Source organism: Duganella sp. (assembly GCF_039595735.1).
In the GTDB taxonomy this organism is placed as follows: Bacteria; Pseudomonadota; Gammaproteobacteria; order Burkholderiales; family Burkholderiaceae_D; genus Rugamonas.
The window spans coordinates 114,141-140,014 of sequence record NZ_JBCNLB010000016.1 but is presented as its reverse complement, the minus strand read 5'-3'; the positions used below and the strand labels follow the sequence as shown (position 1 = coordinate 140,014).

The following is a 25,874-nucleotide window of genomic DNA, read 5'->3' as shown; positions in this document are numbered from 1 at the left end:
AATCAATATGCCCAGTAAGGCCCGGCCTTGCCAGCCGCGCTGGCGTCTTCCATCACCACAAACACCCGGCGGCCATAGAAGAAGGGCATGCCCCAGTCGAAATAATTGCCGGAGGAAGTGCTGCTGCCGACCGTGCCGCCAACCTGCGCCGCGTTGATGGTCGAGGCCAGGCTGACCAGGTTCACCACATTGAAGTTGATGGTGCCGCTGGCGCTGCCGTCGGCGGCGGTGTTGGTGGCGCTCAGCGACAAGGTCGAGGCCGGGCAGTAGAAGTCGCCGCCCGAACACTGGCGGATGCTGCTGTCGGGGAAGAAGTAGCCGTTGGAGCCGCTGTCGATGAAGCTGGCGCTGTAGGCCTTGCCCTTGTAGGTGGTGGTGAAGTCGCCGCTGCTGTTGGCCTGGTAGATGGTCTCGCTGCCGATGGTGTTGTTGCTTTGCGTGTTGACGCCAAAGATCAGCGTGCCATTGACTGCGGTCAGCCCGGCCGTGCCGACCGCCGGCATGGTGATCAGCAGGCCGTTGTTGTTGGTGGCAAAGGCGGCCACCGGGTTGCTGATCTGCCTGGCCAGCGGCATGGTGCTGGGCGCGCAACTGCCGCTGGCGCAGGCGTAGTAGACGCCGCTGACCGCCGTGTTGACGCAGCTGCTGCCGCAATCCTGCCTGAACATGCCGACCCCGAGAATGCCCTTGGCGCCGAGCGCCGACAAGCTGCCGATATTGCTGCCGGCGCTGCTGCAGGTGGAGGGCGTGCTGGTGTAGCTGGCGCCGCTGTCGCCGATCACCTGGATCGAGATGCCGGCTGCCACCTCGTCCGCGATGCGGACGTCGGCCTGGCGCACCGCGCCCCAGGTGTAGCCGCTGATGAACTTGCCGCATTCGCCGGCATCGTCGCCGGACGGGGTGCTCACCGCCGGCAGCGCCAGCGTGCTGTTGAGCTGGCTGGCCAGCAGGCGCAGGCCGTATGAGCCGGTATCCAGCAGCACATGGTCGATGGTCTGGCAGGTGCTGGTGCCGGGCCGGCACACGGTGACGCTGACGTAGGGCACATTGATCACCCCGCTGACGCCGCTCGGACCGCTGTCGACCACGATGGCGGTGCTGTTGCTGAGGGCAGCGGTGACGCTCAGCGCCGCGCTGCCGCTGGCGGCGCCGCCAGCACCGCTGCAGGTCATGCTGTAGGTGAAGGTGCCAGCCTCGGTCGGCGCCAGCGTCACCGAACCGGCGGTGGCCTTGTTGCCGCTCCAGGCGCCGCTGGCGCTGCAACTGCTGGCGTTGGCCGAGGACCAGCTCAGCACCGTGGTCTGCGCGGTAGTGATATTGGCCGGCGCCAGCGTGATGCTGACCGTGGGCGAGGGCGGCGGCGTGCTGACCGTCACCACCGCGGTGTTGCTGACGCTGCCGCAACTCAGGGTGTAGCTGGCCGTGCCGGCCGCGCCGGCCGTGACATTTTGCGTGCCGCTGCTGGCCAGCGCGCCGCTCCAGGCGCCCGACGCGGTGCAGCCGCCGGACGGCGCATTGGCCACGCTCCAGGTCAGCGTGATGACCTGGCCAGTGGTGGTGGCGGTGGGCGTGGCGGCAATGCTGATCACCGGCGTCGCTTGCGCCATGGCTTCGGTGGCGCCGGTGCTGCTGGCGGCGGTGCCGGACGAGCCACCGCCGCCGCACGCAGCCAGGAGCAGGCAGAGCAGCGCGCCTGCCAGTGACGGATAGTTCATGCGGACTTCCTTATTCTATGCTGCTGGTATCAAAGCCGGCCGGCAGGGCGGCGGGTATCCATGCCTGGCCGGCGTAGGCGCGCATATGGCCATTGGAGACGATCACCACATCGGACTGGTTGACCGCCAGCTGCGAGTGGCCGGCCTTGGGCCGCTTGGCCGCATTGCTGGTCATGACGGTGAATTTGTCGCCCAGCAGGGTGCGCAGGTCGGGCAGGACCGGGCCTTTCCAGCTGACGGCAAATACCACGCCGCTGGCGTCGCTGTATTCGCGCACCACGGTGCCGCTATCGAGGGTGGACTGGGTGACGGTGTAGAGCGCGTCGCTGCTGCTGGCGGCGGCCAGGCTGCGCGCCGCTTGCCGGGCCTGGGTGGTGGCGGTGCCAAAGTTGGAAGGGGCGCTGCCCAGGGCCGCCCAGGCGAGCGCGCCTTGCAGCAGGGACAGGAACAACATCAGGGTGAATGCGCGGCGCATCGTACACTCCATTGCCTAAAACTAAGACAGTGCAGTGTAGAGCGGCCGCGCGTTGGGTTACGTTAGCGAGTTGTAAGCAAACGTTACGTCTTAAAACTTCACGTACAGGCGGCCGAAATAGGACGCGCCGTTCAGGCCGAACTGCACCGACTCGTATTTGAAGCCGTTGTCGGTCTCGTCCGGATTCTGCGTGCTGGCGTGGACGTTGAAGATGTTGTTGCCGCCAAACGAGAACTTCATGTTCTTGTTGATGGTGTAGGTGAAGGCCAGGTCGGCCGAGGTTTTCGCCTCGTAGTGCTGGTTGGCCACCCCGCCGGCGGTGCCGCTGTAAGTGCCCAGCGTCTGCGGGCCGAAGTGGATGATCTTCAGGTCGCTTTCCCAGGCGTTGTGGGTGTAATTGAAGCCCAGCGTGGCCTTCGAGCGCGGCGCGCCTTGCTCGATGTACAGGCGTTCCTTCTCCGACAGCAGCACGTCTTCATAGCCGCGCAGCGAGGCCGGGGCGTGGATGCCGGTCACTTCGGTCTTGCTGACGTTCATGGCCAGGAAGGTGGTCAGCTTGTCGGCGCCAAAGCTGGCTTTGTGCGAGGCGGTCAGGTCCAGGCCCTTGGTCTTGGTGTCGACCGAGTTGACGAAGAACTGCGCCTGGCCCACGCCGAGCGTGGCCAGTTTGGCGGCCAGGTCAGGATAGTTGCTCTCGTCGAAGCGGCCGGACAGCACGATGCGGTCCTTGATCTTGATCTGGTACAGGTCGGCGGTGACCGACACGGCCTGGGTCGGCGTCCAGGTCGAGCCCAGCGTGAAGCTGGTCGATTTCTCTTCCTTCAGCTTGGGAATGCCGGCCAGGTTGGTGACCGCGCTGTTGTTCGGCGCCAGCACCACGTCAGTCGGCACGCCGCCGATGAAGTCGGTGAAGGTCGACGAGAAGTACATCTGTTGCAGCGACGGCGCGCGGAAGCCGGTCGAGGCCGAACCGCGCAGCAGCACGGCCGGCGCCACGCGCCAGCTGCCGGCCAGCTTGCCGGTGGTGGTCGAGCCGAAGTCGCTGTATTTCTCGTAGCGCACCGCGCCCTGGGCCTTGACGGTGTCGCTCAGGTCCGCTTCCAGGTCGAGGTAGGCGGCCACGCTGTGGCGGTTGGCGTCCACCTGGTCGGCGGGCTGGAAGCCCGGGAAGCCCTGGCTGCCGGCGTTGCCGCCGATGCCGACGCCGTCGGCGTCGATGTAGGAACCGGCTTCGCCGGCGTAGATCTTGTAGTTCTCGTGGCGGTATTCAGCGCCAAAGGCGACGTTCAGGCCGCGGCCGACCAGGCCGTCGAAGTAGCGGTTGAAGTCGAGGTTGGTGGTCAGTTGTTCAAACTGGAAGCCGCCGGCGTTGAAGCTGGTCGGGCTGATGCCCTTGCCGCCGGCCAGCAGGTCCTTGTTGGCGATCGACGCGTTCAGCGTGTTGCTGATGTCGTAGATCATCTTGTTCTTGCCGTAGGTCTGCGATAGGTCCATATTCCACTCGCCCAGTTGGTTGCGGTGGCCGAGGATGGCGTACTGGTCGTCGATCTGCGCATTGATGAACGGCACGAAGCCATTCGGGTACATGGCGGCCGAGTTGCGCGACGGGATGTCGTCGCTGCCGATGCCGCCGCGCGCCCACGCGCCCGAGGAAGCATCGCGACTTTGCGCGCCGGCCGTGAAGTACAGGCGGCCGCTGCCGGTGGTCGGCAGTTCGCCGTTCAGGTAGATGGTCTGGTTCTTGGTCTTGCTGTCGCCGATGGTGCGCGGGTTGCCTGCTTCGGCGCGGTTGGAGCGGCCGCGGTCGAGGTATTCGCCGGTGATGCCAAGCACGCCGTTGTTGCCGATCTCAAAGCCGCAGTAGGCCGAGGCCAGGTAGTTCTTGCCGTCGCGCTTGCTGTACTCGCTGAAGCCGGCCACCGCTTCGCAGCCCTTGGATTTTTTCAGGCCGATGTCCATCACGCCGGCAATCGCGTCCGAGCCGTACTGGGCGGCGGCGCCGTCACGCAGCACTTGCACGTCCTTGATGGCCAGCATCGGGATGGCGTTCATGTCGGTGCCGGTGTTGCCGCGGTTGCGGGCGCCGAACAGGTTGACCAGCGCGGTGGTGTGGCGGCGCTTGCCGTTCACCAGCACCAGGGTCTGGTCCGAGCCGAGGCCGCGCAGGGCGGCGGAGTCGACCAGGTCGGCGCCGTCCGAGCCGGTCTGGCGGGTCGAGTTGAACGAGGGGGAAATATAAGTCAGGGTCTGGGCCAGGTCGAACTGGCCGCCGCTCTCGGCGGTCTTGGTCAGGGGAATCACGTCGACCGGCACCGTGGTATCGGTGGCCGAGCTGGTGGCGCGGCGCGAACCGACGATGCTGACCGATTGCATGGCATTGTCGGTGGTTTGTGCGGAGGTTTCAGCGGTCAGGGCCAGGGTGGAGGCGCCGTACAGGCTGAGCAAGACGGCTTTACGTAAGGTAGTGGTTGCGAACACGTGTCGTCTCCCATGAAAAATTTGATTCTATGCAAATTGGTCATATAGACAGGTGTTTTTGTAGCAAGAATGCATGCAAACACTATTTTTTGTTGTATGCACGCGCCACCGCTGTGTTTCCCCTACGTAGTGCTACGCAGCTCGGCGCGGCCGCCGATTAAAATGTTCTGCCCATGCAACTCCGCGCGCAGTTTGCAGGGCGTGCCGAGCTTGGCGCCCTGATACAGTGTGACGCCGGTCTGCAGATGGGCGGTCAGGGCGCCGGCCGCCACCCCGGTGGCGCCGTCTTCGGCGGCCGGGTCCAGATGGTTGAGGTTGCGGCCTTCCAGCGCGCCGTCCGGCCGCCGGCACCAGACGTAGCAGCCGCTGACGGCATGTTGCTGGCCCCAGTCGGCAATGGCGGGCAGGTCGGGCGTCAGGGCTTGCAGGGTGGCGCTGTCGGCCACTTCCAGCAGCAGCTTGGGGCTGCCGACCGAGGCGATCGCCGGCGCCGAGGCCAGCTGGATGCCGGGCGCGGCCAGCAACCGGGCCGGCAGCGCCGGCGCAATCTTCACTGCCGGCACCGCTTGCGGCGACAGCTGGATGAAGACTTCGCCGTGTTGCAGGATCAGCGTCAATGGCTGCTTGCGCATGGCGGTATGGACCAGCAGTTCCGGCTGCTGCGGCGACAGCAGCACGCGCGCCGCCGCCAGCGTGGCGTGCAGGCACAGCGGGCTGCGCGTGTGCGGGTAAAAGTAGTCCAGCACAATGGCGCCGTCGGCGGCGCGGTCGATGAACACACACGCCGGCTTGCGGCTGACTTGCGCAAACTGCTGGCGCTGCTCGGCGCTGCGCTGGTCGTGCTGCACCACCAGCGCGGGATTGCCGCCGCCCGCTTCTATGCCAAAGCACAACAGTTCCTGCACGGTGGTTTCTTGCATTCTGCTCCCCTGAATCTGCACTTCATCGCATGCCCGCAGCCGCGCTTTGCAGCAAATGCAAGAATGTCTGCACATCAAACAAAAGAGGAACATGATAATGCGTAACGCTGTTTTCGTTCTGGCCCTGATGGCTGCCGCGCCTGCCATGGCGGCGCTGGCGGTCACCACGCTGATCGATGGCCGCAAGGTGGAGTGTGTGATGCTGAAAAATCCGTCCGCGCCGGTCACGGTGGTGTTTGAGAACGGTTCGCGCGCCACGGTCGACAAATGGGACAAGGTGATCGACGGCATCGCGCCGCAGGCCTCCGTGTATGCCTACAACCGTCCCGGCTACGGCAACAGCGATGACACCGCGGCGCCGCGCGACGGCCTGACCATTGTCGAAGAACTGCGCCGCAACCTCCAGCACGAAGGCATGACGCCGCCCTACATCCTGGTCGGCCATTCGCTGGGCGGCTTGTACATGCAACTGTTTGCCAGGCGCCATCCGGACGAGGTGGCCGGCATCGTGCTGGTCGATGCCGTGTATCCGCGCGTGATCAAAAAGCAGGAAGACTTCCCCTTGCTGACGCGCGCCGGCGCCTGGCTGCTCTTCTCCAGCACCGTGCGCAAGGAAATCGGCAGCATTTATGAAACCGGCGAGCAGGTGCTGGCGCAGGGCGACATTGACAACAAACCGATGATCCGCCTGGTCAACCAGCCCAAGGGCGCGACCGCGGTGCCGGTCGATTTTGGCGTAGTGAACAGCGATCCGCAAACCATCAGCTTGGTCCGCGCCATGTACCCGCGGGCCAAAACCATCATCGTCGACTCCGACCACCAGATGCAAACCGCCTCGCCCGAAGTCATCATCCAGGCCATCAACGACCTCATCGCCGCACAGCAAAAATAACTGCGTGTTCCCTGGCCTGCATCAACGCCGGCTACCCGAACCTTGCCACCATCTGTTGATCAAACAGATGACATGGCACGATCATGAGCAGCGACCCGGCCCTCGATGTTGTGCTGGACTTTAATGGTGTGCGGTTGGAGTTGGGTGGGGGATACTGGGTTAAGATTGAAGCCAGGTTGGTGGACGTGTCGCGTGCAATACCTCATGGCATTCGATACGCTTTGACTTTGCACGCATCAGATCATGGCGTCCCATATGCATTTACGAACAATTTGGTTTGCCTCGATGCAGTCCTTGGCGGAGATGCTCAGTGATGAAAATCGTGCGCTGCTACGCGTCATTGCCGATACCAAGCCGGATTCTATTTCTGCATTGGCTAAAACAACCGGGCAGAAATCTGGCGAGCTAAGGCGTACTTTGAAAAAAATGTCCAACTGCGGAGTCGTTGAATTGCAGCGTGGACGAAATCATCTGCGCCCCGTGGCAAAGGCAGTGGAGTTTCGCATCGTCATCCTTGATTCTGGTTGATGAGGGTGTAGAATGCTGTATAAAAACACAGTATTCATATGAGCACGCCACCACCCTCCATCGGACTGCCGGAATATGCCGAGCTGTTCTGTTTGTCGAATTTTTCCTTTCTGCAAGGCGCTTCGTGTGCGGAGGAGCTGGTGGCGCGCGCCGTGCAGCTGGATTACGCGGCGCTGGCGATTACCGATGAATGCTCGCTTGCCGGCGTAGTGCGTGCTCACGCCGAGGCCAGGACCGCCGATTTTCCGCTGATTATCGGCAGCTATTTCCGGCTCACCAATCCCGACGGCACGCCCGGCCTGTCGTTCGTCGCGCTGGCCAAGAACAAGAATGGTTACGGCAATCTGTGCGAATTGATCACGATCGCCCGCAACCGCGTGGAAAAAGGCCGTTATCTGCTGATGCCGGCCGACCTGGCCGCGCCGCCGCCCAAGTTCGCGCACCTGCAAGGCTTGCCGGATTGCCTGCTGATCCTGCTGCCCAACTATCCGGCGCACCGGCCCGAGGATGTCGACCAACTGCACGCCCAGGCCGCATGGATGGAGGCCACCTTCCCCGGCCGCGCATGGATGGGCCTGAACCTGCTGCTGCGCGCCTTTGACGAGGCGCACCGGCTCAGCATTGCCGAGGTGGCGGCCCAGCACCAGATGCCGGTGGTGGCGGTCGGCCATGTGGTGATGCATGTGCGCTCGCGCAAGCCGATGCAGGACACCATGACCGCCATCCGCATCGGCAAGCCGGTGGGCGAGTGCGGCTACGCGCTGGCGCAGAACGCCGAGCAGCATCTGCGGCCGCGCATCCAGCTGGCCAACCTCTACCCGCGCGCGGCGCTGGACGAAACCGTGCGCATCGCCCGGATGTGCGAATTCAATCTACAGCAGCTGCGCTACGAATATCCGCACGAACTCATCCCGCACGGCCATACGCCCGCCAGCTATCTGCGGCAAGAGGTGTATGCCGGCACGTTGCGGCGCTGGCCGCAAGGCTTGCCCGATAAGGTGCGCGCTCAGATCGAGAAGGAACTCGCGCTGATCGCGGATCTGAAGTACGAGCCGTACTTCCTGACCGTGTACGACATCGTGCGCTACGCCCGTTCGCAGGCCATCCTGTGCCAGGGCCGGGGATCGGCGGCCAACTCGGTGGTTTGCTATTGCCTTGGCGTGACGGAAGTGAATCCGGACGAGAGCAAGATGCTGACCGGCCGGTTTATTTCGCGCGAACGCAACGAGCCGCCCGACATCGACGTCGACTTCGAGCACCAGCGGCGCGAAGAAGTCATCCAGTACATTTATCAGAAATACGGCCACGACCGCGCCGCACTGGCTGCCGTGGTAATCAGCTATCGACCCAAGAGCGCGCTGCGCGACAGCGGCAAGGCCTTGGGTGTGGACCTGGCCATCGTGGAGAAGGTGTGCAAGTCGCAGCGCTGGTTCGACAGCCGTCATGATCTGGTGGCGCGGCTGGCGGAATGCGGTCTTGATCCGGCATCGCAACTGGCGCAGCAATGGGCGGCGCTGACGTTGGCGCTGCTGGGCTTCCCGCGCCATCTGTCGCAGCATCCCGGCGGTTTCGTGATCTCGCACGAGAAGCTGACCCGGCTGGTGCCGGTCGAAAAGGCGACCATGGAAGACCGTTACGTCATCCAGTGGGACAAGGACGATCTTGAGGAACTTGGCCTGATGAAGGTGGACGTGCTGGCACTGGGCATGTTGTCCGCCTTGCGGCGCTCCCTCGATTTGCTGACGGCGCAGCGCGGCCAGCCATTCCGCATGCAAGACATCCCGCGTGAAGACCGCGCCACCTACGACATGATTTGCGACGCCGACACCATCGGCGTGTTCCAGATCGAATCGAGGGCGCAGATGAGCATGCTGCCACGCCTGCGACCCAAGACCTTTTACGATCTGGTGATCGAGGTCGCCATCGTGCGGCCCGGTCCGATACAGGGCGGCATGGTGCACCCGTATTTGCAGCGGCGCATGAATCCGAAACTGGTTCAGTATCCGCACAAACTGGAGGAGGCGCTGGGCCGAACGCTGGGCGTGCCGATTTTCCAGGAGCAGGTGATGCAGATCGCCCAGATCGCCGCCGGCTTCACCGAAGGCCAGGCCGATCAGCTACGCCGCGCCATGGCCGCCTGGAAACGCAAGGGCGGTGTCGACAAATACGAACAACAGATCAAGGATGGCATGCGCGAACGCGGATATACCGATGATTTCGCCGACGCCATCTGCAAACAAATCCAGGGCTTTGGCGAATACGGTTTCCCCGAATCGCATTCGGCCAGTTTTGCGCTGCTCAGCTATGCCAGTTCCTGGATCAAGTGCCACGAGCCGGCGGTGTTTCTCGCTGCCTTGCTGAACAGCCAGCCGATGGGCTTTTACAGCCCGTCCCAGCTGGTGCAGGACGCCAGGCGCCACGACGTGGTGGTGCGCGAGATCGATGTCACTGTCAGCGGCTGGGAAACCGCGCTGGAGGAGCCGGCCGGCAAGCGCGGCCAGCCGGCGGTGCGGCTGGGCCTGAATATGCTCAAGGGCATGGGCGAGGAGACGGCACGGCGCATCGAGCACGCGCGCGCGGCGCGTCCGTTCTCCAGCGTGGCCGACCTGGCGCGCCGCGCCGACCTCGATCGCCATGCGCTGCACGTGCTGGCCGGCGGCGATGCGCTGCGCAGCCTGTCCGGCCATCGCCGCCAGGCGCTGTGGCAGGCGGTCGGCGCGGTGCCGGACAAGGATCTGCTGCGCCCGACCATGCCGGACGAGGAAACGCCGCAACTGGCCGCGCCCAGCGAAGGCGAGGACATCCTGGGCGACTACCGCTCGCACGGCCTGACGCTGCGCCGCCATCCGCTGGCGCTGCTGCGGCCGACGCTGCTCAAGCACCGCTTCATGCCGGCCGAGGTGCTCAACACCTACACCAGCAACATGGTGGCGCGCGCCTGCGGCATGGTGACGGTGCGTCAGCGCCCCGGCACCGCCAAAGGCGTGATTTTCATGACCCTGGAAGATGAAACCGGCAGCGTCAACGTCATCATCTGGCCGGCGCTGCTGGAGCAGCAGCGGCGCGAAGTGCTGAGCGCGCCGTTGCTGGGGGTGTATGGCGTGTGGCAGCAGGAGGGCATGGTGCGCCACCTGGTGGCCAAGCGGCTGGTCGACATGTCCCATCTGCTGGGCCGGCTGCCGACCGTCAGCCGCGATTTCTGTTAGAGGCGGGCGTCCCGGCTGGCGCCGGTGCCGTAGTAGTCGTGCACCTGGCTGGCCCAGGTCTGGTTGGCCATGTCCGGCCAGTCGTTCTTGTCGAAGCCGGGCGCGGCCTCGATGCGCTCTTTGTCGATGTTCAGGGTGAAGCGCTTGTTGACGGTGTCCAGCGTCAGGGCTTCCCACGGCACGGCAAACAGTTTTTCACCGATGGTCAGCACGCCGCCCGAGGCCATCACCGCATACGCGATCTTGCCGGTGCGCATGTCGAGCATGATTTCCTTGATCTCGCCCAGATGCTCGTTTTTCAGGTTGTGCACGTGGTCGCCGATCAGGGTGTCGGCGCCCATCAGCTCCGGTCCGGGGCCCTTGTGGCCGTTGTCCACATACATGCCATATTGATCACGATCTTCGTAGCTCATGACGCATCTCCTTTTCATTAATGAGTTGTTATTGTGATATTTTAGGCAAGCCGAGTCTGTACGGTGATGCACATGGCAGGTGAAGAATCAGCGGTTTTAGGATATAATTTCAATTTCCCGCATGTGCCGTTCGGCACCTTCCGCAATGACCAAATTTGTCTTCGTCACTGGCGGCGTCGTGTCTTCCCTTGGTAAAGGGATCGCCGCTGCTTCCCTCGCTGCGATCCTTGAATCGCGCGGCCTCAAAGTCACCATGCTCAAGCTGGATCCGTACATCAACGTCGATCCGGGCACCATGTCCCCAATGCAACACGGCGAAGTGTTCGTCACCGACGACGGCGCTGAAACCGACCTGGACCTCGGTCACTACGAGCGCTTCATCACCACCCGCATGAAGAAGGTGAATAACTTCACCACCGGCCAGATCTACGATTCGGTGATCCGCAAGGAACGCCGCGGCGAGTACCTGGGCAAGACGGTGCAGGTGATCCCGCACATCACCAATGAAATCCAGGACTACATCCGCCGTGGCGCCGAAGGCTACGACGTGGCCCTGTGCGAAATCGGCGGCACCGTGGGCGATATCGAATCGCTGCCGTTCCTGGAAGCGGCGCGTCAGCTGAGCCTGCGCGCCGGCCGCAAGAATTCGGCGTTCGTGCACCTGACCCTGGTGCCCTACATCGCCTCCGCCGGCGAACTGAAGACCAAGCCGACCCAGCACTCGGTACAGAAGCTGCGCGAAATCGGCATCTCGCCGAATGCGCTGCTGTGCCGCGCCGACCGCCGCATTCCGGACGACGAACGCGCCAAGATCTCGCTGTTTTCCAACATCGAAGAGCAGGCCGTGATTTCCGTGTGGGACGTGGACACCATCTACAAAGTGCCGCAAATGCTGCACGACCAGGGCCTGGACACCATCATCTGCGAAGCGCTGGACCTGAATCCGGCGCCGGCCGACCTGTCGGTCTGGACCAAGCTGATCTACGCGCAAGAGCATCCGAAGCAGGAAGTGTCGATCGGCATGGTCGGCAAGTACGTGGAACTGACCGAGTCGTACAAATCGCTGACCGAAGCGCTGCGCCACGCCGGCATTCACACCGAATCCAAGGTCAACATCGAGTACATCGACTCGGAAGAAATCGAAACCACCGGCTGCGCCGCGCTGGCCAAGTACGACGCCATCCTGGTGCCGGGCGGCTTCGGCAAGCGCGGCGTGGAAGGCAAGATCATGGCCGCCCGCTTCGCCCGTGAAAACAAGATTCCTTACCTCGGCATCTGCCTCGGCATGCAAGTGGCGCTGATCGAATACGCGCGCCACAAGGCCGGCCTGACCGAAGCCAACTCGACCGAGTTCGACCTCGGCACGCCGCAGCCGGTGGTGGCCCTGATCGACGAATGGCAGGGCCAGGACGGCAAGGTTGAAAAGCGCGACGAGAATTCCGACCTGGGCGGCACCATGCGCCTGGGCGCGCAAACCTGCGCCATCAAGCCGGGCACGCTGGCTTCGGAAATCTACGGCGCGGTGGTGACCGAGCGTCACCGTCACCGTTACGAAGCCAACAACCACTACCTGCCGCGCGTGGAAGCGGCCGGCCTGGTGGTGGCGGCACGCACCCCGACCGAAGACCTGTGCGAAATCATGGAGCTGCCACGCAGCGGCGAGAATTCGCACCCGTGGTACATGGGGGTGCAGTATCACCCTGAATTCAAATCCACCCCGCGTGACGGCCACCCGCTGTTCACGTCTTACATCAAGGCGGCGCTGGCCCACAAGGCTGCAAGCGGCGCCACTGAACTGCAAGGAGAGGCGGCATGAAACTGTGCGGATTCGACGTCGGCCTGGACCAACCATTCTTTCTGATCTCCGGTAACTGTGTCGTCGAATCGCGCCAGATGGCCTTCGACACCGCCGGCGCGCTGAAAGAGATGACCACCGAGCTGGGCATCCCGTTCATCTTCAAGGCTTCGTTCGACAAGGCCAATCGTTCCTCGGGCAAGTCCTATCGCGGTCCAGGCCGCGAGCAGGGCCTGGAGATCCTGGCCGCCGTCAAGCGCGAGCTGCAGGTGCCGGTGCTGACCGACGTGCACACCATTGAAGACATCGAAGTCGCTGCGAAAGTCGTCGATGTGCTGCAGACCCCGGCCTTCCTGTGCCGCCAGACCGACTTCATCGTCGCCTGCGCGCAGTCCGGCCTGCCGGTCAACATCAAGAAGGGCCAGTTCCTGGCCCCGCACGACATGAAGAACGTGATCGACAAGGCCCGCGCTGCCGCCAAGGAAGCCGGCCTGAACGAAGACAACTTCATGGCCTGCGAACGCGGCGCCTCGTTCGGCTACAACAACCTGGTGTCGGACATGCGCTCGCTGGCCATCATGCGCGAAACCGGTGCGCCGGTGGTGTTTGATGCCACCCACTCGGTGCAACTGCCAGGCGGCAATGGCACCTCGTCGGGCGGCATGCGCGAAATGGTGCCGGTGCTGTCGCGTGCGGCAGTGGCGGTGGGCGTCGACGGCCTGTTCATGGAAACCCATCCTAATCCCGCAGAGGCACTGTCGGACGGCCCGAACGCCGTACCGCTGGGCCGCATGAAGGACTTGCTGTCCGTTCTGATCGAGCTGGACCGCATTACCAAAAAAGCTGGCTTCCTGGAGAACAGCTTCAACTAAAGCAACCTACCCGGTGTGGAAAATTTAGCAATCTTGCCTGCACCGGGTACAATTCCCGTTATCCTGTTCGCAACGCGCGTAAAGACGCGGCGCGACTCCGTATCGCCTAACTTTGGAGAATGACATGAGTGCTATCGTTGATATTATCGGCCGTGAAGTAATCGATTCGCGCGGCAATCCTACCGTCGAATGCGACGTGCTGCTGGAATCGGGCGTGATGGGCCGCGCCGCGGTACCGTCGGGCGCCTCGACCGGTTCGCGCGAAGCGATTGAACTGCGCGACGGCGATCCGAAGCGCTACTTCGGCAAGGGCGTGCTGAAAGCCTGCGAAAACATCAACACCGAAATCTCGGAAGCCATCATGGGCCTGGACGCCAATGAGCAGGCTTTCCTGGACCGCACTCTGATCGACCTGGACGGCACCGAAAACAAATCGCGCCTGGGCGCCAACGCCATGCTGGCAGTGTCGATGGCGGTGGCCAAGGCCGCCGCCGAAGAAGCCGGCCTGCCGCTGTACCGCTACTTCGGCGGTTCGGGCGCCATGCAGCTGCCGGTGCCGATGATGAACGTGATCAACGGCGGCGCGCACGCCGACAACAACCTGGACATCCAGGAATTCATGATCATTCCAGTCGGCGCCCCGTCGTTCAAGGAAGCCGTGCGTTACGGCGCGGAAGTGTTCCACACCCTGAAAAAAATCCTGCACAAGCGCGGCCTGAACACCGCCGTCGGCGATGAAGGCGGCTTTGCCCCGTCGCTGGCCAACCACGAAGAAGCGATCAAGCTGATCATCGAAGCGATCGAGCAGGCCGGCTACGAGCCAGGCACCCAGATCGCCATCGGCCTGGACTGCGCCGCTTCCGAGTTCTACAAGGACGGCAAGTACGAGCTGGAAGGTGAAGGCCTGTCGCTGACCTCGACCGAGTTCACCAACCTGCTGGCCACCTGGGCCGACAAGTACCCGATCATCTCGATCGAAGACGCGATGCACGAAGGCGACTGGGAAGGCTGGGCCATCCTGACCAGGGAACTGGGCAAGAAAGTCCAGCTGGTGGGCGACGACCTGTACGTCACCAACACCAAGATCCTGAAGGAAGGCATCCAGAAAGGCATCGCCAACTCGATCCTGATCAAGATCAACCAGATCGGCACCCTGACCGAAACCTTCGCCGCCATCGAAATGGCCAAGCGCGCCGGCTACACCGCCGTGATCTCGCACCGTTCCGGCGAAACCGAGGATTCGACCATCGCGGACATCGCGGTTGGCACCAATGCCCTGCAGATCAAGACCGGCTCGATGTCGCGTTCGGACCGCATGGCCAAGTACAACCAGCTGCTGCGCATCGAAGAAGATCTGGGCGACATCGCTTCCTACCCAGGCCGCGACGCGTTCTATAATCTGAAGTAATTAAGCAAGCGCGGCCGGAGTGATCCGGCCGCTGTCCGATTCATGCGCCTGATTACGCTCGCCCTGGCCTTTTTGCTGCTGCTGATCCAGTACCCGCTGTGGCTGGGGAAGGGCGGCTGGCTGCGCGTCAAGGATTTCGAGGCGCAGGTGGACGTGGCGCACAAGAAGAATGCGGAGCTGATCGCCCGCAACGCCAAGCTCGACTCCGAAGTGCGCGACCTCAAGGACGGCACCGGCGCGGTCGAGGAACGGGCTCGCTATGAGCTCAGCATGATCAAGCAAAACGAGATTTTCGTCCAAATCGTTGGCAAGGGGCAGTCTGCCGCCCTTGCACCGCTGGCGCCCAAGCCGGCGGAAACGCCCCAACACTGAGACCCGACATGAGGCTGCGCGCTGGCATTCCGCTGATGTTGGCCGTCGCTGCCATGCCGCTTGCCGCTGCGCCTGCTGCGCCGGCGGCGCAATGCATCCCCATCCGCGTAGGCTATATGGACCAGAACCGGCCGCCGTACTGGCTGGGCGAGGGCGACAAGGTGCCCGATCCGCCCGGCGCGGCGGTCGACCTGATCCGCGACGCCGTGCTGGGCGCCGGCTTCGGCTGCACGCCGATCTGGGTGCGGCTGCCGGTGGCGCGCCTCAAGCTGGCGCTGGCCAACGGCGACATCGACCTGGCGCCGCTGGGCGAGCTGAGTTTTTATCCGGCCGAGATCGCCCTGCCGCGCGACAAGTCTGGCAATATCGACCTGGAGCGCGCGCTGCACAACCAGGTGCTGGTGCTGGTGCGTGCCCAAGACAAGCTGCCGGCCAACACCAACCCCATGCAATTCTTCAAGGGCAAGACGCTGGGCATCCCGCAAGGTAACGGTTATGCCGCGCGCCTGCGCGAAGCCGGGCTGACGCTGGACGAGGGCGGGCGCGACCTGGACCGCAACATCGAAAAGCTCAGGCTGGGCCGGGTGGACGGCGTGGTGGTGGCAGCGGTGGCGCCGGCCCACCTCAAGCAGACGCTCGACAAGTACAAGGGCGCGGTGGTGCAACTGCCGCAGCCGCTGTTGAACATCCGCGTCTGGCTGGCTTTCAACGACAACTTCTACCGCGCCCACACCCAGCAAAGCGAAGCGCTGTGGACCTGGCTCGACAAGAACCGCAACCGCCTCGGCTACGTCATGCAACGCTACCGCAAGGATTGACCATGTCCCTCGACCACATCAGCGCCATCAGCCTGTTTGTTGAAGACCTGCCTGCCACGCGGGCGTTTTATATGGAGGTGTTTGCGGCGCCAGTGGTGTACGAGGACGACAATTGCGCCGTCTTCAAATTCGACAGCGTGTTGATCAATCTGTTGAAGGTGGCCAACGCGGCGGAGATCATCGCGCCCGGCGTGGTGGCGCCGCGCGAGGCTGGTTCGCGCTTCCAGCTCACCATCTGGGTGCCGGACGTGGACGCGGTGGCGGCGCAGCTGCGGCAGCGCGGCGTCACCATCCTGCAAGGGCCGCTCGACCGGCCATGGGGCGTGCGCACCGTGAATTTTGTCGATCCCGCCGGGCACAGTTGGGAAGTGGGACAGCAAATTGGCTGACCGGTAAGCTAGAATAAGCTCCCTGTTTTTCTCCGAGTCTGGTTTGAAAGTTTTAGTCCTTGCCTTGTCGCTGGCGGCCGCCAGCGTATCTGCCGCCGAGCCGGCGCTGTCCACTGCCGATACCCAATTATTGCGCGCGCAAGTGCTGCTGGACCGCGCGCATTTCTCGCCCGGCGAAATGGATGCGGCGTGGGGCAGCAATATGCGGCAGGCCCTGCGCGGCTTCCAGAAACTGCACCAGCTGCCGGTCACCGGCAAGCTTGACGCCGCCACCTGGCGGCAGCTGGAACGCGATCAGGCGCCGGTGCTGGAGGTCTACACGCTGACCGCGCAGGACCTGGCCGGGCCATATGTCAAAGTGCCGGCCGACATGGCGGGCAAGGCCAAACTGGCTGCCCTGGGTTACACCAGCCTGGCCGAGGCGCTGGGTGAGCGCTTCCATTGCAGCCCCGAGCTGCTGCGGCGCCTGAATCCCGGCAAGAAGATGAGGCGCGCCGGCGAACAACTGCTGGTGCCGAACGTGGCCATCATCAAGCCGCTGCCGAAGGCGGCCTCGGTGCTGGTCGATGCGAAAGAGGGCACGCTGACCCTGCTCGACGCCGGCGGCACGCCGTTCGCGCAATTCCCGGCCAGCACCGGCAGCCGGCACGACCCGCTGCCCGAGGGGCGCTGGCAGGTGCGCGGCGTCGCCACCAATCCGGAATACCGCTACAACCCCAAACTGTTCTGGGATGCCAAGGCCGGCGACACCAAGGCCCACATCGCGGCCGGCCCCAACAACCCGGTCGGGCTGGCGTGGATCGACCTCACCATCGAGCACTACGGCATCCATGGCACGCCGGAGCCGGGCAAGATCGGCAAGACCCAGTCGCATGGCTGCGTACGTCTCACCAACTGGGATGTGATGCAGGTGGTGCGCTCGCTGGCGCGCGGCGCCACGGTATTAATGCAATCTTAGTGACATTTCAATAGATTTCCACGGGGAAAAAGTTTGTAGAATCGGCGTCATGCCGAAACTACTCACCATCATGCTGTGCACTTGGCCGCTGCTGGCGCAGGCCCAGATCTACAAATGGGTCGATGACAAGGGCGTGGTGCATTACAGCGATAACAAATTCGAGGCTGGCGACGCGCCGGTCAAGGAAATCAAGCCGAACGGCCCGCCGTCGCCGGTGCTGCCGGCCGGCGTGACCTGGCAGGAGCGCGATGCCGAATTCCGCCGCAAGCAGCAATACAAACTGCTGGCGCCGACCTACCGTCCGCGCGAACTGCAGGCCTCCCACTGCCAGCCCGACGCGCGTGCCGTTTGCCGTTAGCCTGATCTACAATGACCGCAGGAGGTGCACATGGCCATTGAACTGGATCACCTGATTATCCCCGCGCGCGACAAGGCCGCCGCTGCCCAGCTGCTGGCGGAATTGCTGGACGTGCGCTGGTCGCCCATCGGCATCGGCCCGTTCGCCCCGGTGTTCGTCAGCGACAGCCTGACGATCGATTTTGACACCTGGCCTGAGCCGATTCCGCTGACGCATTACTGCTTCCGCGTCAGCCAGCCGGAGTTCGACGCCATCCTGGCGCGCATTGCCGCCAAAGGCATCCCGTATCGCAGCTCCGTGTTCGGGCCGGTCGACAACGCGGTCGGCAAATGGAACGACGGCAGCATCGTCTACTGGAATGAGCCGGATGGCCACCAGTGGGAAATCCTCACAGTCAGCTACGCACGATGAAAACCATAGGACTAATTGGCGGCATGAGTTGGGAATCCAGCGTGCCCTACTACCGGCAGATCAACGAAACCATCAAGCAGCAACTGGGCGGCCTGCATTCCGCCCGGCTGGTGCTGTACAGCGTCGACTTCCATGAAGTCGAACGCCTGCAGCATGCCGGCGACTGGGATGCGGCCGGCGCCATGATGGCCGCCGCCGCGCGCGCCTTGCAGGCGGCCGGCGCCGACTTCATCGTGCTGTGCACCAACACCATGCACAAGGTGGCGCCGGCGATCGAAGCGGCGGTGCGCATCCCGCTGTTCCACATTGCCGACCCGACCGCGCGTGCCATCCAGCAGGCGGGGCTGCGCAAGATCGGCCTGCTTGGCACGCGCTTCACCATGGAGCAGGCGTTCTACAAGGAGCGCCTGCGCGAACAGCACGGCCTGGACGTGGTGGTGCCGGAGCAGGCCGATCGTGACATCGTCCACCGCATCATCTACGAAGAACTGTGCCTGGGGCAGATCGTCGACAGCTCGCGCGTAGAATACCGCCGCATCATTGCCGGACTGGTGGAGCAGGGCGCGCAAGCCATCATCCTCGGCTGCACCGAAATCTCGCTGCTGGTGGCGCAGCAGGACGCCAGCGTGCCGCTGTTCGACACCACCGCCATCCACGCCCAAAGCGCCGCCCTGTGGGCGCTCGATTACACATGAAACGACTCCTCTGCATGCTTGCCGCCAGCGCGGCCATGGCCGCTCACGCAGCCGCCGCACCGACCGACGAGGCCGGCTTTACCGAATTTGGCGCCGCCGCATTGCGGGCGGAACTGGGCACGGACGTGCCGCTCAAGGTGAAGGGGCCACTGAGCAGGCCTGGCTGCGGCGCAGGCGGCACATTGTTGATCGCGGTGCCGTCGCCGGACGTTATACTCTACATTTCAGAGTCCTCTGCGAGCGCGATCGATGCCCTGGCTGCGCTGGCCAAATCGACCGCCGCCAAATCGCAGACGCCGTTGTCGCCTGCGGTGTTCAAGTGGAGCGCGCAGGGCTGGGTAAAGCAATAATCTCAATGGAGCCAACATGAAACTGATCGGCATGCTCGATTCGCCTTACGTCCGCCGGGTGGCGGTGTCCCTGCAATTGCTGGGGATACGCTTTGAACACCAGTCGCTGTCGGTATTCCGCACCTATGATCAGTTCCGCCAGATCAATCCGGTGGTCAAGGCGCCGACGCTGGTGGACGAGGACGGCAACGTGCTGATGGACTCCACCCTGATCCTGCAATACGCGGAATCGATCGCGCGGCCTTCAGCGCGCCGCACGCCCACCATGCCGACCGAGCTGATGCGCTCGCTGCGTCTGCTGGGCCTGGCGCTGGCCGCCTGCGACAAAGCCGTGCAGATCGTCTACGAACACAATGTGCGTCCGGCCGAAAAGCTGCACCAGCCATGGCTGGCGCGCGTCACCCAGCAAATGCGCGCGGCGCTGGACATGCTCGAAAGCGAGCAGCAACAAGACCCGCTGCCCGCCACCAGCAACGACATCCCGCCGGCCGGCGTGATGATCGCCGTCACCTGGCACTTCATCCAGCAGATGCTGCCGGAAATCGCGCCCGCCGCCAGCTACCCGGCGCTGGCCGATTACTCGCGCCTGGCCGAAGCGCTGCCCGAATTCCAGGCCGCGCCGCATGGCGATGGCACTTACCAAGCTCAACCCTGATATTCTCATGCCGGTTTCTTCCTACCTGAATACCGCGCCACAACTGGGCGAGGGCTTGTACATGCACCCGAGCGCCACCGTGATTGGCGACGTCACCGTTGGCAAGGACTGCTCGATCTGGTGCAACACCGTGCTGCGCGGCGACGTGAACCGCATCGTCATCGGCAACTGCACCAACGTGCAGGACTTCGCCATGGGCCACGTCTCGCACAAGAACGCGGTCAAGCCGGACGGCTCGCCGCTGATCATCGGCGACTATGTGACCATCGGCCACCAGGCCATGCTGCATGGCTGCACCATCGGCAACGAAGTCCTGATCGGCATGGGCGCCATCATCATGGACGACGTGGTGGTGCAGGACCAGGTCATGGTCGGCGCCGGCAGCCTGGTGTCACCGGGCAAGGTGCTGGAAAGCGGCCACCTGTACGTCGGCCGCCCGGCCGCCAAGGTGCGGGCGCTGACGCCGGAGGAAATCGCCTACCTCAAGTACTCGGCCGAACACTACGTGCGCGTCAAGAACAACTACCTGCAGGGATGAGGTAGCGACCTCGTACTGACCGGCATGTCCGTCATGCTTTCCGCAGCATAATTCGGGGTCAGCTCTGACATTCGGACATTTGACCCTGTTTAGGGAACTTTCGAAAAAAATTAAGTTCCCGATTGTCCGAATGTCAGAGCTGACCCCGAATGTTGACTCCGTTTCGGGGAGTACCTCTCATTTCCTCTTGTAAATGAGAATCATTATTGTTAAGATGCGTTTTTGCCAGCGATCGCCGCTTGTCCGAGAGCCAGCCGTTCAATAACTCTCTCTTGGATAATTATGGTCGCTATTCCTACGGGCGCCCGGCATCCGGCCGCGCCTTTGTCCCTTCACGTCCAATCCGCCCTGCTGGTGATGCTGGGCGCGGTTGCCTTGCCTGCGTTTGCGCAGGAAGCCAAAGTCGCCGGCGAATTGTCGGAAATCCTGGTCCAGGCTAAGCGCGACGATGCAAGCACCACCCGCAACGGCAGCACCACCGTCATCAGCGCGCGCCAGCTGGAGCAGAACAATGCGATTGACCTGAGCAATATCTCGCGCTACTCGCCGCTGATCAGCGTGCCGGCGGCGGCCAGCGGCGGCGGCAGTGTGTGGGACAGCCCGGGCAATACCGGCGTCAACATCCGCGGCGTGGAAGGCAACCGCGTCAGCCTGGAGCTGGACGGCATCTCGCTGCCGGACGCGGCGCCGAAGCCGGATGGCACTTCGATGAATTCGTTCGGCATCGGCCGCGATTACTTCGATCCGGAGACTTTCCGCGAGGTGCGTATCGGTTCCGGTTCCAGCCCGGCCGGCGGCGGCACGCCGGGGCTGGGCGGCTCGGTCTCGTTCGTGACCAAGGCGCCGGAAGATTACCTGGACGGCACCCGCAAAGCCTATGCCGACTACAAGTTCGGCTACACCTCGGACCACGCGGCGCGCATGCACGCCGTCACCGCCGCCACCCAGATCACCCCCAGCCTGCAAGCCCTGATCGTGGCGGTCCACCGCGACGGCGAGCAGGGCGACAGCAAAAGCAGCGCGCCGCTGAATCCGGACGACTGGAATTCGGACGCCGTGCTGGCCAAGCTGCACTGGACCATCGCCCAAGGCCAGAAGCTGAACTTCACCTTCGACCGTTTCAAGGCCGAGCACAACCGCGACTACGACAATAAAACCAGCGCCCTGTATCCGACCGGCGTTTCGCAGGGCTCCAACACCCGGCGCACCCGCTTCAGCATCGACCACCTGTGGACGGCTCGCATGGCGCTGTTCGACACGCTGGACACCAAGCTGTACACGCAAAAAGCCGAAGTGGTCGACCTGACCCACGCCGGCTACGTCAGCGGCGGCCAGAAGTACGTGCGCGACATCAACACCGGCTACTACAACGACAGCAAGGGCATCGCGCTGGACGCCACCAAACAAATCGGCGTCGGCAACCTGCTGAGCTATGGCGTGCTGTACGAGCAGCAGGAAAGCCGTCGCCCATGGACCGAAGACCGCAGGGTGGTGGCCACCGGCGCGCACCAGTACACCAGCAAATACCGCATGGCCGACATGGACACCGACAAATACGCCGCCTACGTGCGCGGCGAATTCGATTTCGCGCTGGCCGGTCATCAGGCCACGCTGACGCCGGGCCTGCGCGGCGAACAGCGCAAGCTGTCGCCGCAGAACCTGGCCAGGTACGGCGTGGCGATTCCCAACGCCGCCAAGGAAATCAAGGAGGAAACGGATTCCTTCCTGACGCCGTCGCTGAACCTGTCGGTGGAATTGATGCCGAATTTCAACGCCTTTGCGCAATACTCGCGCGGCACGCGTTTGCCGTCGGCGGCCGAGCGTACCGGCACTTACGACTCGTTCAGCTACACCGGCGCCGGCAATGGCTATGCCGTGCTGGGCAACCCGGACCTGAAAAAGGAAACCAGCAACGCCTTCGAACTGGGCCTGAAAGGCACGCCGACGCCGGGCGTGGAGTTCAGCGCCTCCGTGTTCAACACCCGCTACGACGACTTCATTGAATACGTGACGCAGCCGGCCGATCCGGTCAACTACCCGACCATCACCCAGGGCCTGTACCGTCCGGAAAACATTGGCAAGGCCAACATCTACGGCGCCGAGTTCAATACCCGCTTGCTGCTGGACCAGTGGCTGCAAGGCATGAAAGGCTACAGCGTCAACCTGGCGGCGGGCGCCTCCAAAGGCACGGCGGAAAACACCCTGACCGGCAAGAAGGCTGACCTGGCATCGGTGCAGCCGTACAAGGCCAGCGCCAGTTTTGCCTACGACAGCGCGATCGCCGGCGCCGCCTTTACCGCCAGCACCGCACGCGGCAAGCGCGCCGCCAGCGATGTGTTGACCGGCAGCAGCACCACCTTGTTCAAGGTGCCGGGCTACAGCGTGTTCGACCTGACCGCGTACTGGCACATCAACAAGCACGTCGTCCTGAGCGGCGGCGTGTACAACCTGGGCGACAAGAAGTACTGGGACTACGCCTCGTCGCGCAGCCTGGCGGCCGGCACCACGGCAGCCACCATTGCCGACATCGAACGCCAGGCGCGTCCTGGCCGCAACTACGCCTTCAACCTCAAAGTGATCTACTAAGGAGCTAGCCATGAAACCCCACCATCGATTTGCCCTGGCGCTGAGCGGCGCCTTGCTGATCTCTTCGCTGCCAGCGGGCGCAGCCAGTCTGACCGAGCGTTATGAGGCGCTGCGCGCGGAGCAGCCCAAGCTGGCGCTGCGCGACGCGGCTGCCAAGCTGAATGTCTCGGAAGCGGAACTGCTGGCCGCCAATGGCATCGGCAAGACCGTCACCCGTCTGCAGGAAGGTGAGAACGTGCCGCGCGAAATCATGCGCCGTGCGCTGGATCTCGGCAAAGTCATGGCATTGACGCGCAATGAAAACGGCATCCTGGAACGCACCGGCGTGGCTGCCAGAATGAAGCCGCAGGAGCCGATCACCGGCCTCGACGCCGACAAGGAAAAAGAACGCGAAGCGCGCATGCGTAACATCGCTGGCGGCTACCTGGGCGGCGAGATCGATCTGCGCTTCACGTTCAAGAACTGGAAGTACGCATTTGCGGTGGCGCAGCCGGGCAAGGATGGCGTGGTATCGCGCAGCCTGCAATTCTTCGACGCCAGCGGCAACGCAGTGCACAAGGTGTACGTCAAGAGCGACGCCGGTGTGCCCGTGTTCGACAAAATTGCGGCCGACTTCCGCAACCCGGTGCAAAGCGCCGACCTGAAAGTGGCAGCGGCGCCGGTGAAAAAAGCCGAGAAGCCGGACAGCGCGGTGGACGTGAAAGAATTCCAGCAAGCCTGGAACGAAATCAACGACGTGCACCAGTTCAACCGCCTGCTGAGCGAATTCGGCGTGACGCGCGAGCAGGGCCTGCGTCTGGGGCCGGTCGACAAGGTGCAGCGCATCGCGCCGCAGGCGGTGCGCCAGCTGCTGGAAGAGGCGGCCAGGAAACAGGTTGAAATCATGGCCTTCCTGGGCAATGACTCGACCATCCAGATTTTCAGCGGCAAGATCAACAAAGTGCAGCAAGCGGGCGGCTACTTCAACGTGCTGGACCCGGAATTCAACCTGCACCTGCGCGACAGCGCGTTTGTGAGCGGCTACGTGGTCAAGCGCGCCGGCGTGGTGAACGTCGCGTTCTACGACAAAGAGGGCCGCGAAGTCGTGAGCTTCTTCGGCGTCCGCAGCCGTGAGAATCCGGTCCCGCAAGCCTGGATCGACCTGGCGTCGGCCTTGCCCAAGGCCGACGCGCCTCGCCAGGCCAGCAACTGAACCGGCGTCAGGCCGCGTCCAGCAGGTCGCGCGGCCAGCCCGGCGCCGGCACGGTGACCGCGTGCCGGCTGCGTTTCCAGACACCCAGCGCATCGCTCATCGCGCTGCAGAAAGCGTGGGCGACCTCGTGCCGCTTGCGCGCCTTGGTGGTGGTTGGCGACGGCAACTGGCACGGCAGCGCGTAGTTGCCGTCGCTGCGCGCCACGGCGCCGAATTCGCACCATAGCGCATCGTAGTCGGCGTGCACCTTGCCCCGGCGAATGGCGCCATGCACGGTCCGGTTGTGATTGCCGACCAGGATCATGCCGGCGCAGCCGTGTTCGCAACCCCACCGCGCCACCAGCCTGACCATCAGATTCTTGGGCCGCAGCCCGTGCAGGTCACGCGTGGCATGCTGCACCCGCTCCAGCCGGTTGTCCTGCTTCGGGCCTTGCAAACCGCCGATGCCGACCTGAATCGCCGCCCCCTCCAGCAAGAAGCAGAACGCCACCGAGTACAGCACGCCGGCGCCGTCCAGCAATTGCAGCACCAGCTCGCCTTCGCGTTCCATCACGCCGACCGCCGATAGCTGCAGCGCATACACCTGGCCCGACTTGCCGCTGACGCTGCCCAGTGGCACCGGGCCGCGCGCGGCGCGCCGGACCAGGCTGCCCAGCCCGTGCAGGCCAAGGTGGCGATAGTGCGTGCGCAGCAGTTCGACACGCTGCCCATGCGACAGCGCGGCGCTAAAGTAGGGGCGGTAGATTTTCTTCATCAGTCCGGGACTGGTGCGCAGCAGGTCCTGCATCAGAGGTTGCGCCGCCAGTTGCTGCAGCCAGTCGCGCGTGGCCTGGCGATGCGCGAGGGCCCGGCCGTGCAGCTTCAGCCACTCGCGCAACCTGTCCAGCCCGCGGTAAGCGCTGATGCCCGCAGCCAGGCTGACCGGCGCGCGTTCAGTAGGCATAACTGACGTAGAACCCGGCGGTGGGATTGGTCTTGCGCCTGGTGAGCGGGCTGCGCGAGGCGTCGCGCAGCAATTGCGTCGCCCCCAGCATGGTGGTCGCGCTCCAGCGTGGATCGATGGTATGTTCCCAGGTGAGCATGGCGCTGCCTTCGTACAGCCCGCCCCGCGGCTGGTAGGCCCTGAAGCCGGACGTGGCGGCTTGGGCGGCGGTGACGCCATGGTAGGTTTGCAGGTATTTGCTGTCGGCAAAGCCGGCCGTCAGCGCCAGCGACACATGGTCCGGGCCGCCGCGAAGCAACTGCGTACTGATGCCGGCATGCAGCGTCTTGCCGTTTTCCCGGTGCGACAGCGGCAGGTCGGCGCTGAGCGTGAATTCCAGCGCAGGCAGCGGCTTGATGCCGAGCCCCAGCACGGCGCTGGGATTGCCCTTGATTTCGCCCATGCCTTTCAGTTCGTCGCTGCCGGTGTTGCCAAACAGCGAGCGCTGGTTCTTGTCCTTGCGTCCGCCGCGATAGCCAAGCGCTGCGCTGTAGCTGACCAGGCCATCCTGGCCGCCATAACCCAGGCCGCGCAGCGTGCTGGCAAAGAAGCCGCTGGCGTGGGTATAGTCCAGCAGCACCACGGGCGCGGCCTTGTTGCGGTCGGAGCCGGCGTAGCGCGCCTCGACGGCGACGCCGCCGCCGATCAGCAATTGGTTGTCCTCCGCTGCCGGGGCGCCGCCACTCAGCAGGCCGGTCGCGGCAAAGATCAGGCAAGAGCGTTTTTGCATAGTTAGGTTCCATTCAGGTAGAACCGGCGCCACCCCGGGCCGGTTGACTGCGACCAGTATCCGTAGCGCTCATGAAGGTAAGCTGAGCCTTGCATGAAGAGCAGATGAAGACGCGCTTTAGCTGATCTTCAGCTTGGC

Annotated in this window: 25 protein-coding genes; 18 read left to right on the top strand and 7 right to left on the bottom strand. The window is 63.9% G+C overall.

Annotated features, from left to right (window positions below; genetic code table 11):
* Window positions 1-2 precede the first annotated feature (2 nt).
* The 4 genes from ABDW57_RS22300 to ABDW57_RS22285 all read right to left on the bottom strand — a co-directional run bounded on the left by ABDW57_RS22300 (window position 3) and on the right by ABDW57_RS22285 (window position 5,588).
* A complete protein-coding gene (locus ABDW57_RS22300; RefSeq protein ID WP_343732343.1) occupies window positions 3-1,715 on the bottom strand; it encodes a DUF3443 domain-containing protein in 1,713 nt (570 codons plus the stop codon).
* A 10-nt stretch (window positions 1,716-1,725) separates the two neighbouring features.
* Window positions 1,726-2,190: a DUF2844 domain-containing protein gene (locus ABDW57_RS22295; RefSeq protein WP_343732342.1), complete on the bottom strand. Its 465-nt coding sequence runs from the start codon at window positions 2,188-2,190 to the stop codon at window positions 1,726-1,728.
* 90 nt (window positions 2,191-2,280) lie between these two features.
* The gene (locus ABDW57_RS22290; RefSeq protein ID WP_343732341.1) at window positions 2,281-4,668 is read right to left on the bottom strand and encodes a TonB-dependent receptor; all 2,388 of its coding nucleotides are present in this window, start codon (window positions 4,666-4,668) and stop codon (window positions 2,281-2,283) included.
* A gap of 122 nt (window positions 4,669-4,790) precedes the next feature.
* Window positions 4,791-5,588, bottom strand: a complete 798-nt coding sequence (locus tag ABDW57_RS22285; RefSeq protein ID WP_343732340.1) for a PhzF family phenazine biosynthesis protein — start codon at window positions 5,586-5,588, stop codon at window positions 4,791-4,793.
* 97 nt (window positions 5,589-5,685) lie between these two features.
* Between ABDW57_RS22285 and ABDW57_RS22280 the strand changes: the two genes are divergently transcribed.
* The 3 genes from ABDW57_RS22280 (at window position 5,686) to ABDW57_RS22270 (ending at window position 10,214) form a co-directional block, all read left to right on the top strand.
* Window positions 5,686-6,480, top strand: coding sequence for an alpha/beta hydrolase (locus ABDW57_RS22280; protein ID WP_343732339.1), 795 nt, complete (start codon window positions 5,686-5,688; stop codon window positions 6,478-6,480).
* A 255-nt stretch (window positions 6,481-6,735) separates the two neighbouring features.
* Window positions 6,736-7,008: a transcriptional regulator gene (locus ABDW57_RS22275; RefSeq protein ID WP_343732338.1), complete on the top strand. Its 273-nt coding sequence runs from the start codon at window positions 6,736-6,738 to the stop codon at window positions 7,006-7,008.
* A 38-nt stretch (window positions 7,009-7,046) separates the two neighbouring features.
* Window positions 7,047-10,214 (top strand): error-prone DNA polymerase, encoded by a 3,168-nt coding sequence (locus ABDW57_RS22270; RefSeq protein ID WP_343732337.1) that lies wholly within the window; start codon window positions 7,047-7,049, stop codon window positions 10,212-10,214.
* Here ABDW57_RS22270 and ABDW57_RS22265 read toward each other — a convergent pair.
* Entirely contained in the window at window positions 10,211-10,627 is a 417-nt protein-coding gene (locus ABDW57_RS22265) for a PRC-barrel domain-containing protein (RefSeq protein ID WP_343732336.1), read from the bottom strand. The genes ABDW57_RS22270 and ABDW57_RS22265 overlap by 4 nt on opposite strands.
* A gap of 145 nt (window positions 10,628-10,772) precedes the next feature.
* Here ABDW57_RS22265 and ABDW57_RS22260 point away from each other — a divergent pair, with 145 nt between their 5' ends.
* From ABDW57_RS22260 to ABDW57_RS22190, 15 genes are all read left to right on the top strand, one after another.
* Window positions 10,773-12,443 carry a CTP synthase gene (locus ABDW57_RS22260; protein WP_343732335.1) on the top strand — a complete coding sequence of 557 codons (1,671 nt, stop codon included), beginning with the start codon at window positions 10,773-10,775 and terminating at the stop codon, window positions 12,441-12,443.
* Window positions 12,440-13,294, top strand: coding sequence for a 3-deoxy-8-phosphooctulonate synthase (gene kdsA, locus ABDW57_RS22255; RefSeq protein ID WP_343732334.1), 855 nt, complete (start codon window positions 12,440-12,442; stop codon window positions 13,292-13,294). Before ABDW57_RS22260 ends, kdsA begins: the two co-directional genes overlap by 4 nt.
* Before the next feature lie 124 nt (window positions 13,295-13,418).
* Window positions 13,419-14,702 (top strand): phosphopyruvate hydratase, encoded by a 1,284-nt coding sequence (eno, locus tag ABDW57_RS22250; protein ID WP_343732333.1) that lies wholly within the window; start codon window positions 13,419-13,421, stop codon window positions 14,700-14,702.
* A gap of 42 nt (window positions 14,703-14,744) precedes the next feature.
* Window positions 14,745-15,074 carry a cell division protein FtsB gene (ftsB, locus tag ABDW57_RS22245; RefSeq protein ID WP_343732332.1) on the top strand — a complete coding sequence of 110 codons (330 nt, stop codon included), beginning with the start codon at window positions 14,745-14,747 and terminating at the stop codon, window positions 15,072-15,074.
* An 8-nt stretch (window positions 15,075-15,082) separates the two neighbouring features.
* Window positions 15,083-15,892 carry a hypothetical protein gene (locus tag ABDW57_RS22240; RefSeq protein ID WP_343732331.1) on the top strand — a complete coding sequence of 270 codons (810 nt, stop codon included), beginning with the start codon at window positions 15,083-15,085 and terminating at the stop codon, window positions 15,890-15,892.
* Window positions 15,893-15,894: 2 nt separating this feature from the next.
* Complete coding sequence (locus ABDW57_RS22235) at window positions 15,895-16,281, top strand: VOC family protein (protein ID WP_343732330.1); 387 nt, start codon at window positions 15,895-15,897, stop codon at window positions 16,279-16,281.
* Between the two features lie 70 nt (window positions 16,282-16,351).
* Entirely contained in the window at window positions 16,352-17,239 is an 888-nt protein-coding gene (locus tag ABDW57_RS22230; protein ID WP_343732364.1) for a L,D-transpeptidase, read from the top strand.
* 49 nt (window positions 17,240-17,288) lie between these two features.
* Window positions 17,289-17,597 carry a DUF4124 domain-containing protein gene (locus ABDW57_RS22225; protein WP_343732329.1) on the top strand — a complete coding sequence of 103 codons (309 nt, stop codon included), beginning with the start codon at window positions 17,289-17,291 and terminating at the stop codon, window positions 17,595-17,597.
* A gap of 30 nt (window positions 17,598-17,627) precedes the next feature.
* Window positions 17,628-18,008: a VOC family protein gene (locus ABDW57_RS22220; protein ID WP_343732328.1), complete on the top strand. Its 381-nt coding sequence runs from the start codon at window positions 17,628-17,630 to the stop codon at window positions 18,006-18,008.
* Entirely contained in the window at window positions 18,005-18,703 is a 699-nt protein-coding gene (locus ABDW57_RS22215) for an aspartate/glutamate racemase family protein (RefSeq protein ID WP_343732327.1), read from the top strand. The genes ABDW57_RS22220 and ABDW57_RS22215 overlap by 4 nt, the downstream gene beginning before the upstream one ends.
* On the top strand, window positions 18,700-19,053 hold the full coding sequence (locus tag ABDW57_RS22210) for a hypothetical protein (protein ID WP_343732326.1): 354 nt from the start codon (window positions 18,700-18,702) through the stop codon (window positions 19,051-19,053). The genes ABDW57_RS22215 and ABDW57_RS22210 overlap by 4 nt, the downstream gene beginning before the upstream one ends.
* A gap of 16 nt (window positions 19,054-19,069) precedes the next feature.
* Window positions 19,070-19,708, top strand: a complete 639-nt coding sequence (locus ABDW57_RS22205) for a glutathione S-transferase (protein ID WP_343732325.1) — start codon at window positions 19,070-19,072, stop codon at window positions 19,706-19,708.
* A 7-nt stretch (window positions 19,709-19,715) separates the two neighbouring features.
* Window positions 19,716-20,246, top strand: coding sequence for a gamma carbonic anhydrase family protein (locus tag ABDW57_RS22200; protein WP_343732324.1), 531 nt, complete (start codon window positions 19,716-19,718; stop codon window positions 20,244-20,246).
* A 324-nt stretch (window positions 20,247-20,570) separates the two neighbouring features.
* The gene (locus tag ABDW57_RS22195) at window positions 20,571-22,832 is read left to right on the top strand and encodes a TonB-dependent receptor (RefSeq protein WP_343732323.1); all 2,262 of its coding nucleotides are present in this window, start codon (window positions 20,571-20,573) and stop codon (window positions 22,830-22,832) included.
* A gap of 10 nt (window positions 22,833-22,842) precedes the next feature.
* Window positions 22,843-24,024 (top strand): ChuX/HutX family heme-like substrate-binding protein, encoded by a 1,182-nt coding sequence (locus tag ABDW57_RS22190; protein ID WP_343732322.1) that lies wholly within the window; start codon window positions 22,843-22,845, stop codon window positions 24,022-24,024.
* Window positions 24,025-24,031: 7 nt separating this feature from the next.
* On the opposite strand, the gene ABDW57_RS22185 is transcribed toward ABDW57_RS22190, so the two are convergent.
* Both ABDW57_RS22185 and ABDW57_RS22180 read right to left on the bottom strand, forming a co-directional pair.
* Window positions 24,032-24,967, bottom strand: a complete 936-nt coding sequence (locus tag ABDW57_RS22185; RefSeq protein WP_343732321.1) for a DUF535 family protein — start codon at window positions 24,965-24,967, stop codon at window positions 24,032-24,034.
* Window positions 24,957-25,736: a MipA/OmpV family protein gene (locus ABDW57_RS22180; protein ID WP_343732320.1), complete on the bottom strand. Its 780-nt coding sequence runs from the start codon at window positions 25,734-25,736 to the stop codon at window positions 24,957-24,959. Before ABDW57_RS22180 ends, ABDW57_RS22185 begins: the two co-directional genes overlap by 11 nt.
* Between the last annotated feature and the right edge of the window lie 138 nt (window positions 25,737-25,874).

What these genes read in the sequence shown, in the direction of transcription:
- ABDW57_RS22300 (WP_343732343.1), bottom strand. Translation starts at nt 1,715, where the DNA reads ATGAACTATCCGTCACTGGCAGGCGCGCTGCTCTGCCTGCTCCTGGCT.
- ABDW57_RS22295 (WP_343732342.1), bottom strand. Translation starts at nt 2,190, where the DNA reads ATGCGCCGCGCATTCACCCTGATGTTGTTCCTGTCCCTGCTGCAAGGC.
- ABDW57_RS22285 (WP_343732340.1), bottom strand. Translation starts at nt 5,588, where the DNA reads ATGCAAGAAACCACCGTGCAGGAACTGTTGTGCTTTGGCATAGAAGCG.
- ABDW57_RS22280 (WP_343732339.1), top strand. Translation starts at nt 5,686, where the DNA reads ATGCGTAACGCTGTTTTCGTTCTGGCCCTGATGGCTGCCGCGCCTGCC.
- ABDW57_RS22275 (WP_343732338.1), top strand. Translation starts at nt 6,736, where the DNA reads ATGCATTTACGAACAATTTGGTTTGCCTCGATGCAGTCCTTGGCGGAG.
- ABDW57_RS22270 (WP_343732337.1), top strand. Translation starts at nt 7,047, where the DNA reads ATGAGCACGCCACCACCCTCCATCGGACTGCCGGAATATGCCGAGCTG.
- ABDW57_RS22265 (WP_343732336.1), bottom strand. Translation starts at nt 10,627, where the DNA reads ATGAGCTACGAAGATCGTGATCAATATGGCATGTATGTGGACAACGGC.
- ABDW57_RS22260 (WP_343732335.1), top strand. Translation starts at nt 10,773, where the DNA reads ATGACCAAATTTGTCTTCGTCACTGGCGGCGTCGTGTCTTCCCTTGGT.
- kdsA (WP_343732334.1), top strand. Translation starts at nt 12,440, where the DNA reads ATGAAACTGTGCGGATTCGACGTCGGCCTGGACCAACCATTCTTTCTG.
- eno (WP_343732333.1), top strand. Translation starts at nt 13,419, where the DNA reads ATGAGTGCTATCGTTGATATTATCGGCCGTGAAGTAATCGATTCGCGC.
- ftsB (WP_343732332.1), top strand. Translation starts at nt 14,745, where the DNA reads ATGCGCCTGATTACGCTCGCCCTGGCCTTTTTGCTGCTGCTGATCCAG.
- ABDW57_RS22240 (WP_343732331.1), top strand. Translation starts at nt 15,083, where the DNA reads ATGAGGCTGCGCGCTGGCATTCCGCTGATGTTGGCCGTCGCTGCCATG.
- ABDW57_RS22235 (WP_343732330.1), top strand. Translation starts at nt 15,895, where the DNA reads ATGTCCCTCGACCACATCAGCGCCATCAGCCTGTTTGTTGAAGACCTG.
- ABDW57_RS22225 (WP_343732329.1), top strand. Translation starts at nt 17,289, where the DNA reads ATGCCGAAACTACTCACCATCATGCTGTGCACTTGGCCGCTGCTGGCG.
- ABDW57_RS22220 (WP_343732328.1), top strand. Translation starts at nt 17,628, where the DNA reads ATGGCCATTGAACTGGATCACCTGATTATCCCCGCGCGCGACAAGGCC.
- ABDW57_RS22215 (WP_343732327.1), top strand. Translation starts at nt 18,005, where the DNA reads ATGAAAACCATAGGACTAATTGGCGGCATGAGTTGGGAATCCAGCGTG.
- ABDW57_RS22210 (WP_343732326.1), top strand. Translation starts at nt 18,700, where the DNA reads ATGAAACGACTCCTCTGCATGCTTGCCGCCAGCGCGGCCATGGCCGCT.
- ABDW57_RS22205 (WP_343732325.1), top strand. Translation starts at nt 19,070, where the DNA reads ATGAAACTGATCGGCATGCTCGATTCGCCTTACGTCCGCCGGGTGGCG.
- ABDW57_RS22200 (WP_343732324.1), top strand. Translation starts at nt 19,716, where the DNA reads ATGCCGGTTTCTTCCTACCTGAATACCGCGCCACAACTGGGCGAGGGC.
- ABDW57_RS22190 (WP_343732322.1), top strand. Translation starts at nt 22,843, where the DNA reads ATGAAACCCCACCATCGATTTGCCCTGGCGCTGAGCGGCGCCTTGCTG.
- ABDW57_RS22185 (WP_343732321.1), bottom strand. Translation starts at nt 24,967, where the DNA reads ATGCCTACTGAACGCGCGCCGGTCAGCCTGGCTGCGGGCATCAGCGCT.
- ABDW57_RS22180 (WP_343732320.1), bottom strand. Translation starts at nt 25,736, where the DNA reads ATGCAAAAACGCTCTTGCCTGATCTTTGCCGCGACCGGCCTGCTGAGT.